This is a genomic window from Streptomyces sp. NPDC093586 (assembly GCF_044764905.1).
Lineage (GTDB): Bacteria > Actinomycetota > Actinomycetes > Streptomycetales > Streptomycetaceae > Streptomyces.
In genome coordinates this window covers 1-13800 of record NZ_JBIWJA010000023.1, presented here as the reverse complement: position 1 = coordinate 13800, position 13800 = coordinate 1, and the positions used below count along the sequence as shown (strand labels likewise).

The 13800-nt window shown below is 71.8% G+C and carries 11 protein-coding genes; 8 read left to right on the top strand and 3 right to left on the bottom strand.

The window, feature by feature from the left end:
• Positions 1-34 precede the first annotated feature (34 nt).
• From ACIRFH_RS23050 to ACIRFH_RS23035, 4 genes are read left to right on the top strand one after another with little or no spacing between them, the layout of a single operon-like run.
• On the top strand, positions 35-3103 hold the full coding sequence (locus tag ACIRFH_RS23050; protein WP_403523841.1) for a nitrate- and nitrite sensing domain-containing protein: 3069 nt from the start codon (positions 35-37) through the stop codon (positions 3101-3103).
• Positions 3100-3534, top strand: a complete 435-nt coding sequence (locus ACIRFH_RS23045; protein WP_403523838.1) for a roadblock/LC7 domain-containing protein — start codon at positions 3100-3102, stop codon at positions 3532-3534. Before ACIRFH_RS23050 ends, ACIRFH_RS23045 begins: the two co-directional genes overlap by 4 nt.
• Positions 3535-3544: 10 nt before the next feature.
• A complete protein-coding gene (locus ACIRFH_RS23040; RefSeq protein WP_403523836.1) occupies positions 3545-3940 on the top strand; it encodes a DUF742 domain-containing protein in 396 nt (131 codons plus the stop codon).
• 55 nt (positions 3941-3995) lie between these two features.
• Complete coding sequence (locus ACIRFH_RS23035) at positions 3996-4601, top strand: GTP-binding protein (RefSeq protein WP_403523833.1); 606 nt, start codon at positions 3996-3998, stop codon at positions 4599-4601.
• A gap of 295 nt (positions 4602-4896) precedes the next feature.
• On the opposite strand, the gene ACIRFH_RS23030 is transcribed toward ACIRFH_RS23035, so the two are convergent.
• Positions 4897-5607, bottom strand: a complete 711-nt coding sequence (locus ACIRFH_RS23030; protein ID WP_403523830.1) for an SUKH-4 family immunity protein — start codon at positions 5605-5607, stop codon at positions 4897-4899.
• Positions 5608-6249: 642 nt separating this feature from the next.
• Here ACIRFH_RS23030 and ACIRFH_RS23025 point away from each other — a divergent pair.
• From ACIRFH_RS23025 to ACIRFH_RS23010, 4 genes are all read left to right on the top strand, one after another.
• The gene (locus ACIRFH_RS23025; RefSeq protein ID WP_403523828.1) at positions 6250-7059 is read left to right on the top strand and encodes a M15 family metallopeptidase; all 810 of its coding nucleotides are present in this window, start codon (positions 6250-6252) and stop codon (positions 7057-7059) included.
• A gap of 47 nt (positions 7060-7106) precedes the next feature.
• On the top strand, positions 7107-7643 hold the full coding sequence (locus tag ACIRFH_RS23020; protein WP_403523826.1) for an NUDIX domain-containing protein: 537 nt from the start codon (positions 7107-7109) through the stop codon (positions 7641-7643).
• A 450-nt stretch (positions 7644-8093) separates the two neighbouring features.
• On the top strand, positions 8094-10070 hold the full coding sequence (locus ACIRFH_RS23015) for an acetoacetate--CoA ligase (RefSeq protein WP_403523824.1): 1977 nt from the start codon (positions 8094-8096) through the stop codon (positions 10068-10070).
• A gap of 122 nt (positions 10071-10192) precedes the next feature.
• Positions 10193-11083, top strand: coding sequence for a hypothetical protein (locus tag ACIRFH_RS23010; protein ID WP_403523822.1), 891 nt, complete (start codon positions 10193-10195; stop codon positions 11081-11083).
• 71 nt (positions 11084-11154) lie between these two features.
• Here the strand turns inward: ACIRFH_RS23010 and ptsP are convergent, their stop codons facing one another.
• Positions 11155-12825 carry a phosphoenolpyruvate--protein phosphotransferase gene (gene ptsP, locus ACIRFH_RS23005; protein WP_403523819.1) on the bottom strand — a complete coding sequence of 557 codons (1671 nt, stop codon included), beginning with the start codon at positions 12823-12825 and terminating at the stop codon, positions 11155-11157.
• A gap of 74 nt (positions 12826-12899) precedes the next feature.
• Positions 12900-13349, bottom strand: a complete 450-nt coding sequence (locus ACIRFH_RS23000) for a PTS glucose transporter subunit IIA (protein ID WP_403523816.1) — start codon at positions 13347-13349, stop codon at positions 12900-12902.
• Between the last annotated feature and the right edge of the window lie 451 nt (positions 13350-13800).

The window sequence follows — 13800 nt, the reverse complement described above, 5'->3', positions numbered from 1 at the left end:
CCCTCTCTCGGTGGGGGCCCAGCTGGGGGAGGCCATGCGCTTTCGCGGGAAGTCCATCCGCCGGAAGATCGTGGCGCTGCTTCTCGTGCCGCTGGTGTCCCTGACCGCGATCTGGGCCTTCGCCACGGTCCTCACCGGTCGTGAGGCGAGTCGGCTGTTCAACGTGTCGGCCCTCGTCGAACAGGTCGGCTACCCCCTCGAGGACACCGTCCGCGTCCTCCAGCAGGAACGCCGCCAGACCCTGGTCTACCTCGCCGACCCACGCGCCTCCGACGGCCTGTCCGCACTGCGCCGCAGCCGCGCCGCCACCGACGAGGCCGTCGCCGAGATCCGCCGCAACGCCGGGAACGGCGACGTGCGTGACGCGCTCGGCGCGGCCGAGGAGGACCGGCTGGCCGCGGTCCTGGACGCCTTCGGCGGCATCGACTCCCTGCGCCGCGGCGTCGAGGACGGCACCGTCGACCGCGCCCGGGCGCTCGGCCTCTACAACCGCCTGGTCGACCCCTGCCACGCACTGCTCGCCAACCTCCACGTCGTCGACGACGTCGGCCTGGACAAGCAGTACCGCGCACTCGTCAACGTCTCCCGCGCCCGCGAACTGCTCTCCCGCGAGGACGCTCTGCTCGGCTCCGCCCTGGTCGCCGGCAGGCTCACCCGGGGCGAGGCGCGGGACGTCTCGGACCTCGTGGCGCAGCGCACCGTGCTGTACGAGGCCAACCTCCCGCTGCTGCCCGCCACGGAACGCGGCCGGTACGAGCGCTTCTGGAGGAACGCCTCCTCCGCCTCCCTGCGCGTCGCCGAGGAGGCGGCCGTCTCCACCGAGGAGGGCATGCCCCGCGGCGTCACCGCCAAGAGCTGGGACACCGCCGCCGGGAGCGTCCTCGACGAGCTCGGCGACCTCGAGGACCAGGCCGCCGACCGCTACCAGGACCGGGTCCGTCCGGTCGCGATGAACGTCATCACCAAGGCGGTCGTCGCCGGAGCGCTCGGTCTGGTCGCCGTGCTGTTCTCCCTCTTCCTGTCCGTCCGCGTCGGCCGCGCCCTCATCCGCGACCTCAGGCAGCTGCGCCTGGAGGCCCACGAGGCGTCCGGTGTCCGCCTGCCCAGCGTCATGCGCCGCCTCTCGGCGGGCGAACAGGTCGACGTCGAGACCGAGGTGCCGAGCCTCGAATACGACAAGAACGAGATCGGCGAGGTCGGCCGGGCCCTCAACACGCTCCAGCGTGCCGCCGTGGAGGCCGCCGTCAAGCAGGCCGAACTGCGCGCCGGGGTCTCCGAGGTGTTCGTCAACCTCGCCCGCCGCAGCCAGGTACTGCTGCACAAGCAGCTCACCCTGCTCGACACCATGGAACGCCGCACCGAGGACACGGAGGAACTCGCCGACCTGTTCCGCCTGGACCATCTGACCACCCGTATGCGCCGGCACGCGGAGGGCCTGGTCATCCTCTCCGGTGCCGCCCCCTCCCGGCAGTGGCGCAAGCCCGTCCAGCTCATGGACGTGGTGCGGGCCGCCGTCGCCGAGGTGGAGGACTACGAGCGCATCGAGGTCCGCCGGCTGCCCCGCATCGCCGTCACCGGACCGGCCGTAGCCGACCTCACCCACCTCGTGGCCGAACTCCTGGAGAACGCCACGGTGTTCTCCCCTCCGCACACCGCCGTGCAGGTCCTGGGCGAGCGGGTCGCCAACGGCTTCACCCTGGAGATCCACGACCGCGGCCTCGGCATGACGGCCGACGCCCTCCTGGACGCCAATCTCCGGCTGGCCGAGACACCGGAGTTCGAGCTGTCCGACACCGACCGGCTCGGCCTGTTCGTCGTCAGCCGGCTCGCCCAGCGGCAGAACGTCCGGGTCTCCCTCCAGCCCTCCCCGTACGGCGGCACCACCGCCGTCGTCTTCGTCCCCGACGCACTGCTCAGCGACGACGCGCCCGACACCAACGGCGTCGGATTCCGCCTCGACCGGCCACAGCGCGCCAAGGAGAAGGAGCGGGCGGAGAGCCGCCGTTCCGCCCTGGCCCACGTCCCCGCCCGGCTCCCGGGCCGGCCGGCCCCGCTGCTGGACGGGCCGGTCGAACTGGAGGCGCCCGTCGACCTGGACGCCTTCGACGACCTTCCCGGCGCACTCGGCGACCAGGACAGCGAGCGCGGCGGACTCTTCCGTCCGCGTCGCTCCCTCGCCGCGGCACAGGACGACCCGGTGGTCCGTCGAGGCGAGCGGCGACGCCAGGACGCCGAGGGGACGGAACGCCCGACGGGCCCGGACCGGTTCCCCGCGAGCGTGAAACGGCCGGGCGGTCCGGAGCGGTCCGGCGGTTCGGAACGGCCCGGTGCCGAGAACGACCCGAACGCCCCGGTTCCGCTGCCCCGCCGCCGTACCCCCAAGCTGGTCAGTTCGCACGGACGGCCCGTCCCCGAGCGCGGCTCCCGCGACCGTACGAACGACACGCCCGGGACCGACGCGGTGGGCCGGGCCGACCGGCAGGCAGGATCCGGTGAGCCGCCGGCACCGCCGTCCCGCCGCCGTCGGGAGGCTGCTGCCCAGGCCACCGACCGCGAGACCGACCGCGGACCCGACCGCGAGACCGACCGCGGACCCGACCGTGAGGCCGGTGCCGGGGCAGACCGCCCGGAACCCGACGCGCTGCCGTTCCTCCCGTCCCGCCGCCGCGGCACACCCCGCGCGCACGGCGGCCCCCCGGCCGGTGGCGGACCGGCCCCGGGCCACCGCTCCGGCGAGGCGTCCGAGCCTCCCGCCCTCCCGAACCGCACCCGACCCGCCGAGTCCGAACCGAACGCCCCGGACGACTCCGGGCCGGGCACCGACGGCAGCGCACTGCCCCGGCGCGTGCGGCAGGCCAACCTGGCCCCCCAGCTCAAACGCAGCGCCGAACGGCCCCCCGAGGACCGGACCGACCCGGCGGACCGGGACGCCGAAGAGGTGCGCAGCCGCATGGCCTCGCTCCAGCGCGGGTGGCAGCGAGGCCGCGAGGAGAACGCCGCGGGCACCGCCCCTCCCGACGGCGAACGATCACAGACACCACGACCACGGACACCACAAGCACCACAAGCACCACAACGAACGACTAAGGGGGACGGTCGATGACCGCACCGAAGGCGACCGACCACACCGCGACCGCGTCCGGGGAGCTCAACTGGCTCCTGGACGACCTGGTGGACCGCGTCGCGAGCATCCGCAAGGCCGTCGTCCTGTCCGGCGACGGCCTGCCGATCGGGGCCTCCCAGGACCTGACCAGGGAGGACAGCGAACACCTGGCGGCCGTGGCCTCCGGCTTCCACAGCCTCGCCAAGGGCGTGGGCCGCCACTTCGAGGCGGGCAGCGTCCGGCAGACGGTCGTCGAACTCGACGACGCCTTCCTGTTCGTCACGGCCGCCGGCGACGGCAGCTGCCTCGCCGTCCTGTCGGACGCCGACTCCGACGTCGGCCAGGTCGCCTACGAGATGACCCTCCTCGTCAAGCGGGTCGGCGTGCATCTGGGCACCGCCCCGCGCACCGATCTGCCTTCGGGCGGGTAAGTGGGATGACATGAGCGCAGACGGTCAGGGAACACACCACTGGTTCGACGACGAGGCCGGCCCCGTCGTCCGTCCGTACGCCATGACGCGCGGCCGCACCAGCAGCGCGGCCCAGCACCGCCTCGACCTCATCGCGGTGGTGGTCGCGGAACCCCACGCGGACGACCCGGAGGCGGACGTCACCCTCGCCCCGGAGCACGTGGACATCGTCGGGCTGTGCCGGGACAGCCCGCAGTCGGTCGCCGAACTCGCCGCCGGACTCGACCTGCCCGTCGGCGTCGTACGCGTCCTGGTCGGAGATCTCGTCGACGCCGAACTCGTGCACGTGAACCGGCCGGTGCCCCCGGCCGAGCTCCCGGACGAGGACATTCTGCGCGACGTGATCAGCGGCCTGCGCGCATTGTGAAACGGCCCCGGGGGAACGCCGGAGCGGCCCCCGGCACGGTAAGGAGAAGAGATCGATGATCTTCGGGCGTTCTCAGCGCGGCAAGCCGCCGGTCGAGCCCGTCACGCTCAAGATCCTCGTGGCCGGCGGTTTCGGCGTGGGCAAGACCACCCTCGTCGGCGCGGTCAGCGAGATCAGACCGCTGCGCACCGAGGAACTGCTCACCGAGGCCGGGCGCCCCGTCGACGACGTCAGCGGTGTGGAGGGCAAGCACACCACCACCGTGGCGATGGACTTCGGCCGGATCACGCTGCGCGAGGACCTGGTGCTGTACTTGTTCGGCACCCCCGGGCAGGAGCGGTTCTGGTTCATGTGGGACGAACTCTCCGAGGGCGCCCTCGGTGCCGTGGTCCTCGCCGACACCCGCCGCCTGGAGGACTGCTTCGCCGCCGTCGACTACTTCGAGCGGCGTTCCATCCCCTTCCTCGTCGGCGTCAACTGCTTCGAGGGCTCGGCCCGCTATCCGGCCGAGACCGTCCGCAAGGCCCTCGACCTCGACGCCGACGTGCCGCTGGTGATGTGCGACGCCCGTGACAGGGAGTCGGTCAAGGAGGTTCTCATCGGCGTCGTCCAGCACGCGATGGCCCAGGCGGCGGACCGGCGCCGGCCCGTCGCCACCTGAACCCGCCCCCACGCGCCCGCGCGGCCTCGACCGTCTCCGTCCTCCTCGACGGCGCCGGCCGGTTCCCGGTGTCGAGCAGCAGGAAGCCGCCCGTTCCGTAGGTGTTCTCCGAGGCCTCGCGTCCGTCCCATGTCGTAGCAGACCTGTCCGCCCGTGCCGCCCAGGGCCGCGGTTCGGGCGTCCGGCCCACGAGGGCGTTGCGCACCGGCCCGCCGGTCGTGCGGTCCCAGGGCACCGTGGTCAGGACCGGCCTGCTCCGCCGGAGTGCCCGCGCCTCCTCGCTCGGCGATGCCTGTCAGATGGCGTCGAGTTCCACCTCTTCGTAGACCCGGTCCCACCAGGTGCCCATCTGGGACGCCGGTGGGTCCAGCTTCCGAAGGCGGTCCCTGATCTCCAGGCCGAAGGCGACCCGTGCCGCCTCCGCCGGGTCCTCGTCGTCCTCCTCGTCGTCGGACTCGAGGTCGTCGAAGTCGTCGACGTGCCCGCACCGGTGGCCCCACGCGGCAAGCGCGTCGAGGAACGCGATCAGCGACGAGTTCACGAACCGGGGCTCCGGCAACGACGGATCGAGGAGAAGCACCCGCCCGTCGTCGGCGAGGACGTACTCGGGCACGTGGTAGCCGGGATTCAGCTGGGCGTCGTGCTGGCCGAGCCGCCAGGACCGCCTGCCGGTCCGGTCGGAGACATCGGTGAAGGGGGCCCCGCCCGTGCTCGGGTGGAACATGGCGGCTTCCCGGGGCAGTCCGTAGCGCTGGGCAGCACCGAGGGCCTCGCGTACAGGCCGCGGCCAGCCGCCCGAACCGGAGAGACCGCGTCGACGTCCAGTTCCAGGACGCCTTCCTCCTCCCAGGAGGAGGACGTCGGCCACTGAGGTGTGTACCCCACGAGAAGTTCCCTTCGCGATGCTCCGTCGCTCACGGCTGACCTCGCCGGCTCTTCGTCGACATACGTTCGAGCACGTTGGTCCCGGCGCTGCGTCCGGCCTGGGGACCAGGTCCCTGGCCATGAGGGTGATCGGCGCTCCGCGATACTTTGCCGCCTGCCGGGAGCACCGGCGGACCGGCCGGTTCAGGGCTGTCGTCCGCGAAGAGAGGGCGGAGGCTGCCGGCGAGTCGGCCTGTGCCGGGTGGCGCCACGCGTGCCGACGTCATCGGCGCGGCGGTCGTGAGGACCGCCGGCGCCACACTTGAGGCCAAGAGCCTTACGGCCCGTGGTCTGCGCATCGGTTTTCCTTCGAGGGGACCAAGGTACGTCTGCCACTCGGCGGTCGGCAGCCCTGACAAGCGGGGTCCTGTCCCTGCCGAGCGCACAGACCGTTCGGGCGGACACACGCCCACCCGGCCGCCAGAGTGCGGTCGAAGCGTTCGGCCTCGCCGTCGGTCCGCGGCCGGCGGGAACGGGTGCGCTCGTGGCCGATACCGGCGGCCCGTCGCGTCAGACACGTGACCGGCAGCGGGAGCCGTCGCCGGCCAGCACCCGCTCGTCGTCGATCCCGGCAGCACACGGGCCGGTGCCCTGCCCTCCTGCCGCATCTCGCGGGCGACATCCCGGGCACGCAGGATTCGCGGGCGATCGCCGGGGCACGGATGGTCGAGTCGTCACCCGGCCACTTCCCCTGCGGAGTCTCCGCCTGATAGATGCAGGGGGCATGACACGAATCTCCACCGCCGTACGCGGCCTGGTCACCACCGTCGCCGCCCTGCTCGCCGTGACCACCGTCCCCGCCACCGCCCAGGCCGGCCCCGAACCCAAGGCGCCCGCGGACTTCGTGACCCTGAGAAGCGTCGACCCCACGATCATCCAGGAGATGCGCTACGTCACCCCGCACAACTTCGTCGGCGAGCGCATCGACGGCTACCGCCAGTCCCTGTGCATCCTCACCCGCCCCGCGGCCCAGGCCCTCCACCGGGCCCAGACCCGGTTGCTGAGCCAGGGCTACTCCCTCAAGGTGTACGACTGCTACCGGCCGCAACGCGCCGTCGACCACTTCGTCCGATGGGCCGCGGACCTCGACGACCAGGAGATGAAGGCCGAGTTCTACCCGAACGTCGACAAGACCCGCCTGTTCGACGACGGTTACATCGCCGAGAAGTCCGGCCACAGCCGCGGCTCGACCATGGACCTCACGATCGTGAAGCTCCCGGCGAAGCCCACTCGCCCGTACCACCCCGGGCAACCACTGGTGCCCTGCTTCGCACCCCAGAAGGAGCGCTTCCCCGACAACTCCGTCGACATGGGCACCGGCTTCGACTGCTTCGACACCCTCTCGCACACCCTCGACCCCCGCGTCCAGGGCGCCCAGCGTGCCAACCGGCTGCTGCTGAAGAACACCCTGGAGGACGTCGGCCTCGTCAACCTCCCCGAGGAGTGGTGGCACTTCACCTACAAGCCCGAGCCCTACCCGGACACCTACTTCGACTTCCCGGTCTCCACGGCGTCACTGTCCGGCCGCCGCTGAGCCGCCCGCCGGAGCCGCCCCTTCCGTGATCGGATACAGTCCGCCGCGTGTCCGAAACCGAAAACCCCGTTCCCAACTCCGCGCCGGACTCCCACTGTTCGCGCTGCGGAACGCCCTACGGAGAGGGCGTCTCCGGCTGGCCCCGCACCTGCCCGGCATGCGGCACCACGGCCTACCGCAACCCACTGCCGGTAGCGGTCGCCCTCCAGCCCGTGTACGACACCAAGGGCACCGCCCTGGTCGTCATCACCCGCACCGTGGCCCCCGCACGCGGAGGCGTCGCCCTGCCCGGCGGCTACATCGACGACCGGGAGGACTGGCGGCAGGCCGTCGTCCGCGAACTCAAGGAGGAGACGGGCATCGACGCGGCGGGCCGCGACGTCCGGCTCGCCGACGCCATGAGCTCGCCCGACGGCCACCTGCTGCTCTTCGGGCTTCTCCCGGAGCGGCCCGCCGAGGGCCTCCCGCCGTCCGCCGCCACCGACGAGACCGAGGGCTGGCACCTCCTGCGCCGGGCCGAAGAGCTCGCCTTCCCCCTCCACACCCGGGCCGTGCGGGCCTGGTTCGAAGGCCGCTACATCTGAGCCGGGACCTCCACCGGCTCCCGCTCACACACCGGACGGGACGGCGCGACTCACGCCGTCCCGCTCCGCCCCCCGCATGGCCCCGCACCCGCACCCGTCCCGCCCCGCGCGGCGGCACCCCCCCCCGCGGCGCCCGCACGCGGCCTGCGCCACGCCGCCTGTACGGTACGCAACCCCTGCACCGCTCCCACGGAACCGAACGCCTTCGTCGAACGCACCAGGTCACGACCGTCCATGCCGCTCACCCTGTCACCCACCGACCTCCGGGCGGTTCGCAGTCCAACTGCCATTCACCCGTGACCGGACCACATCTTCACGACACCGACTATGTGGGGCGCACCCTGGTGCGGCAGTCGATCACATGGCATCGTCCGTGTCAGCCGCGTCACGCGCACACCCCAGCCCGTGCGCGGAGGACGCACACGACGCGCACAGTCCGGGAGCCGCCCCATGCCGACCACGTCCCCCCAGCCGCTCTGGCAGCCAGATCCGCAGCGCATCGCCCAGGCCCGGATCACCAGGTTCCAGTCCTGGGCAGCCGCACACCACGGCGCCCCCGCCGAGGGCGGTTACGCCGCCCTCCACCGCTGGTCCGTCGACGAGCTGGACACGTTCTGGAAAGCCGTCACGGAATGGTTCGACGTCCGTTTCGCGACCCCCTGCACGCGCGTGCTGGGCGACCGCTCGATGCCCGGTGCCCAGTGGTTCCCCGGCGCCACCCTGAACTACGCCGAGCACGCCCTGCGCGCCGCCGCCACCCGCGCGGACGAACCGGCCCTGCTGTACGTCGACGAGACCCACGAGACGACCCCCGTCACCTGGTCGGAACTGCGCCGCCAGGTCGGCTCCCTCGCCGCCGCCCTGCGCTCCCTCGGCGTCCGCCCCGGCGACCGCGTCAGCGGCTACCTCCCCAACATCCCCCAGGCCGTCACCGCCCTCCTCGCCACCGCCGCCGTCGGCGCCGTCTGGACCTCCTGCGCCCCCGACTTCGGCGCCCGCAGCGTCCTGGACCGCTTCCAGCAGGTCGAGCCCGTCGTCCTGTTCACCGTCGACGGCTACCGCTACGGCGGCAAGGAACACGACCGCCGGGACACCGTCGCCGAACTCCGCCGCGACCTGCCCACCCTGCGCGCCGTCGTCCACATCCCGCTCCTCGGCACCGAGGCCCCCGAGGGCGCACTCGTGTGGGACGCCCTCACGGCCGCCGACACGGACCCCGTCTTCGAGCAGGTCCCCTTCGACCACCCTCTGTGGGTGCTCTACTCCTCCGGCACCACCGGCCTGCCCAAGGCCATCGTCCAGTCCCAGGGCGGCATCCTCGTCGAGCACCTCAAACAGCTCGGCCTGCACTGCGACCTCGGCCCCGAGGACCGCTTCTTCTGGTACACGTCGACCGGCTGGATGATGTGGAACTTCCTCGTCTCCGGCCTGCTCACCGGCACCACGATCGTCCTCTACGACGGCAGCCCCGGCTTCCCGGGCACGGACGCCCAGTGGCGCATCGCGGAACGCACCGGCGCCACCCTCTTCGGCACCTCCGCCGCCTACGTCATGGCCTGCCGCAAGGCGGACGTCCACCCGGGCCGCGACCTGGACCTCTCCAGGATCCAGTGCGTCGCCACCACCGGCTCCCCGCTCCCTCCCGACGGCTTCCGCTGGCTGCACGACGAGTTCGCCGAGAGCGGGGCGGACCTGTGGATCGCCTCCGTCAGCGGCGGCACCGACGTCTGCTCCTGCTTCGCGGGCGCCGTCCCCACCCTCCCCGTCCACATCGGCGAACTCCAGGCCCCCTGTCTGGGCACCGACCTCCAGTCCTGGGACCCGAACGGCGAACCCCTCACCGACGAGGTCGGTGAACTCGTCGTCACCAACCCCATGCCCTCGATGCCGGTCCGCTTCTGGAACGACCCCGACGGCAGCCGTTACCACGACAGCTACTTCGCCGCCTACCCCGGTGTCTGGCGCCACGGCGACTGGATCACCCTCACCTCCCGGGGCTCCGTCGTCATCCACGGCCGCTCCGACTCCACCCTCAACCGCCAGGGCGTCCGCATGGGCTCGGCCGACATCTACGAGGCCGTCGAACGACTCCCCGAGATCAGGGAGTCCCTCGTCATCGGCGTCGAACAGCCCGACGGCGGTTACTGGATGCCCCTCTTCGTGCACCTGGTCCCCGGAGCCGTCCTCGACGACACCCTCCGCACCAGCATCAAGCGGACCATCCGCGAACAGCTCTCCCCACGCCACGTCCCCGACGAGATCATCGAGGTCCCCGGCATCCCGCACACCCTCACCGGCAAACGCATCGAGGTCCCCGTCAAGCGACTCCTCCAGGGCACCCCACTGGAGAAGGCCGTCAACCCCGGCTCCATCGACAACCTCGACCTCCTCCACTTCTACGAAGACCTCGCCCGCAAACGCGCCTGACCAGGCCCCCAGAGGGCCGGCCGCCCACGTGACGGCGGCCGGCCCGCTCCCGCCCCGCCCTCGTTGTCAGTGCCGCCGGTTACGGTGAGTGAGCATTGACCGACTGCGCACAGGGGGAAGACATGGCGCACACCGACCAGACGATGCGAGGCGTCCTGCGCCGCGAAATCGCCGGCACCATCGGGCTGCTCACCGACGAGCACGACTTCCGCGCCATGAGGCGCTACCGCAGCTTCGTCTTCGACGACCACACCACCTACCTACGACAGGTGGAAGCCCTGCTCAGGACACGGGCTTCCCAGGGCACCCACACCACACTCGCCCTCTTCGACCCCGAGGACTACGCCGAGTTCTGCTCGGCGGCCGGCCTCGACCCCGACCTCCCCGCCACCCGCGCCCGTTTCACCGCCGAGCTCGCGGCCAACGGGCCCACCGTCCCCTACGACGGACAGCCGCTCGCCGACCTCGTCCCCACCCTCGTCGACGAAGCCGTCCGCCAGGCCACCTGGGAGTACGCGTCCACCCTGCTCGCCCGCCTCGGCACCTGCGCCACCTGCGGCGAGGACCTCGGCCGCGCCGCGTTCACCCGCGCCTCGCGCCTCCTGACGTGCATCGTGGAAACAGCCCCGGCGGGCCACCGCCACCTGGTCTGCAGCGTCTCGACCACACCGGAAGCCCTCACCGCCGTCCTCCACGCCGACGACGACACCGAAGGCGCCGCACAGCTGGACGAAGCCGACGCCCTGGAGTTCACCGTCGTCCTGGCCCTCGGCCTCGCCACCCACACTCCCGGCGGCCTCGTCATGCGGACCAGCTCCCCCGGCAGCCCCGACCGCATCTACGGCTGGCGCCTGCGCGGATACGGACTCACCCCCCTCACCGCCGGCGAGGTCTTCGACGCCTACTGCACCGACATCGAGTCCGGCGACCTCATCGCCCCGGAATCCAACGTCGACTACTGCGCGCCGCCGGACCTCGGAGACGACACCGCCATGCCGGGGCACCACCACTGAAACGTGAGGGGCGCCCCACCCGAAGGCGGAGCGCCCCTCACGACGGCGACGGCCTCGGCCTCACCGGAGATCTATTCTCCGGACAGCACCGCCTGAGCCGCGTTACGCGCATCCTCGGCACTGTCCGCCGCGCGAGCGGCCGCCGCGGCCCGCTCGCACTGCGCCAGCGTGAACTTCGCCAAGGTCGACCGCACATAGGGGAGCGACGCCGCACCCATGGAGAGAGAGGTGACACCCAGACCGGTCAGCACACACGCGAGCAGCGGGTCCGCCGCGGCCTCACCGCAGACACCACAGCTCTTGCCCTCGGCCTTCGCAGCCTCGGCGGCCAGCGCGACCAGGTCGAGCAGCGCCGGCTGCCACGGATCCTGCAGGCGCGACACCGCGCCCACCTGACGGTCGGCGGCGAAGGTGTACTGCGCGAGGTCGTTCGTCCCCAGCGACAGGAACTCGACCTCCTGCAGGATCGAGCGCGCCCGCAGCGCGGCCGACGGAATCTCCACCATCGCACCGAACTTCGCCCGCAGCCCGGCCTCACGGCACGCGTCCGCGAACGCCTTGGCGTCCGCACGGTCCGCGACCATCGGGGCCATGACCTCGAGGTGGACCGGCAGTCCCTCCGCCGCCTTCGCCAGCGCCGTCAGCTGCGTACGCAGCACCTCCGGATGGTCGAGCAGCGTCCGCAGCCCCCGCACGCCCAGCGCCGGGTTCGGCTCGTCGGCCGGGGTCAGGAAGTCCAGCGGCTTGTCCGCACCCGCGTCCAGCACCCGCACGACTACCCGGCCCTCGGGGAACGCCTCCAGCACCTGCCGATAGGCGGTGAGCTGCTTCTCCTCGGACGGCGCGTTCTTGCTGTCGTCGAGGAAGAGGAACTCGGTACGGAAAAGACCGACGCCCTCCGCGCCCGCCTCCACCGCGGCGGGCACGTCGGCGGGACCACCGACATTGGCCAGCAGCGGCACCTTGTGACCGTCGGACGTCATACCCGGCCCGGTCGAGGCGGCCAGCGCGGCCTTGCGCTCGGCGGCCTCCGCCTCCATCTGTGCCTTCTTCTCCGCGCTGGGGTTCACGAAGATCTCGCCGGTGCTGCCGTCCACCGCGATCACAGTGCCTTCGGGTAGCTCACCCGCACCCGGCAACGCCACCACGGCAGGCACACCCAGCGCCCGCGCCAGAATCGCGCTGTGGCTGGTCGGCCCGCCCTCCTCGGTGACGAAACCGAGCACCAGCGTCGGGTCGAGCAGTGCCGTATCGGCGGGCGCCAGGTCACGCGCGATGAGCACGTACGGCTCGTCGCTGTCGGGCACGCCCGGCATGGGCACCCCGAGCAGGCGGGCGACGATACGGTTCCGCACGTCATCGAGGTCCGCGACCCGGCCGGCCAGGTACTCACCGGCACCGGCCAGCAGGGCGCGATACGCCGCGAAGGCGTCGTACACCGCGCGCTCGGCCGTGCTGCCGACGGCAATCCGCCGCTCCACGTCCGCCATCAGCTCGGGGTCCTGGGCCATCATGGCCTGCGCCTCGAGCACTGCCTGGGCTTCGCCCCCCGCCAGATTGCCGCGCGCCACCAGGTCGGCCGCCACAGCCTCCACAGCCTTGCGGGCGCGCCCCTGCTCGCGGTCCGCGTCCTCCGCCGGGATCTGCTTGGCCGGCGGCTCGAGCACCGCCGTCCCCATGTGCCGAACCTCGCCGATCGCCACACCGTGGCTGACACCGACGCCTCGCAGCGTTGTCTCCATCTCACCCGTCCCCTTAATGCGGCGGGTCCCGCCGCGGTGGTTGTCCTACCAGCCGTCGTACGACGGCGTTGTCGTCACTTCCAGAGGAAGAGGCTCTCGCCGGCCTTCACTTCGCCGTCCTCACGGAGATCGACGAGCGCCTCGGCCGTCGCCTCGAGGGCCACGACCGGACAGATCGGAGACTTGCCCGCGGCCTCGACGGCCGTCGGATCCCAGCGCACCACGGCCTGCCCGCGCACGACGGTGTCGCCCTTGTTCACCAGCAGCTCGAAGCCCTCGCCGTTCAGCTGCACGGTGTCGATGCCGAGGTGGGTCAGCACACCGTGACCACTGTCGTCGACCACGACGAACGCGTGCGGGTGCAGAGACACGATGACCCCGTCCACGGGAGAGACGGCCTCGGAAGGCTCCCGGACGGGATCGATGGCGGTGCCCGGGCCGACCATGGCCCCGGAGAAGACCGGATCCGGCACGGCGGCCAGTCCGATGGCGCGTCCTGCCAGCGGGGACGAGACGGTGGTCATGGGAAGCCTCCCGGTGATGGAGATCTGTACGGGCCGTCACTGCCTGTCCCGGACGGCACACTGTGCAGCAGGGTATGTCACAGGAAGTACCGGTTCCGCACGAGTGTGCCGAATAGAGGTCTAGACCACAGTCCTCAGTGATTTGCACCTGTTCCGCAGGCCCGTGTACAGTCGTAACTCCTGCCGAGGTTGAGCGGCGCCAAGCTGGCGTGCTCATCGGGCAGGCACCCAACTCATCAGATCCTATCTTCGGATCACCTTCTGCGTGCCCGCAGGACGGTGGTCAAAGGGACCGGAAAAGCCTGATAGTGTTGGGAACACCGAAGGGAAGCGCCCGGAGGAAAGCCCGCGAGGGCGAGTACGAAGGAAGCGTCCGTTCCTTGAGAACTCAACAGCGTGCCAAAAGTCAACGCCAGATATGTTGATACCCCGTCTCCGGCCGCACGGCCGG

What these genes read in the sequence shown, in the direction of transcription:
- ACIRFH_RS23050 (WP_403523841.1), top strand. Translation starts at nt 35, where the DNA reads ATGCGCTTTCGCGGGAAGTCCATCCGCCGGAAGATCGTGGCGCTGCTT.
- ACIRFH_RS23045 (WP_403523838.1), top strand. Translation starts at nt 3,100, where the DNA reads ATGACCGCACCGAAGGCGACCGACCACACCGCGACCGCGTCCGGGGAG.
- ACIRFH_RS23040 (WP_403523836.1), top strand. Translation starts at nt 3,545, where the DNA reads ATGAGCGCAGACGGTCAGGGAACACACCACTGGTTCGACGACGAGGCC.
- ACIRFH_RS23035 (WP_403523833.1), top strand. Translation starts at nt 3,996, where the DNA reads ATGATCTTCGGGCGTTCTCAGCGCGGCAAGCCGCCGGTCGAGCCCGTC.
- ACIRFH_RS23030 (WP_403523830.1), bottom strand. Translation starts at nt 5,607, where the DNA reads ATGGCCAGGGACCTGGTCCCCAGGCCGGACGCAGCGCCGGGACCAACG.
- ACIRFH_RS23025 (WP_403523828.1), top strand. Translation starts at nt 6,250, where the DNA reads ATGACACGAATCTCCACCGCCGTACGCGGCCTGGTCACCACCGTCGCC.
- ACIRFH_RS23015 (WP_403523824.1), top strand. Translation starts at nt 8,094, where the DNA reads ATGCCGACCACGTCCCCCCAGCCGCTCTGGCAGCCAGATCCGCAGCGC.
- ACIRFH_RS23010 (WP_403523822.1), top strand. Translation starts at nt 10,193, where the DNA reads ATGGCGCACACCGACCAGACGATGCGAGGCGTCCTGCGCCGCGAAATC.
- ptsP (WP_403523819.1), bottom strand. Translation starts at nt 12,825, where the DNA reads ATGGAGACAACGCTGCGAGGCGTCGGTGTCAGCCACGGTGTGGCGATC.
- ACIRFH_RS23000 (WP_403523816.1), bottom strand. Translation starts at nt 13,349, where the DNA reads ATGACCACCGTCTCGTCCCCGCTGGCAGGACGCGCCATCGGACTGGCC.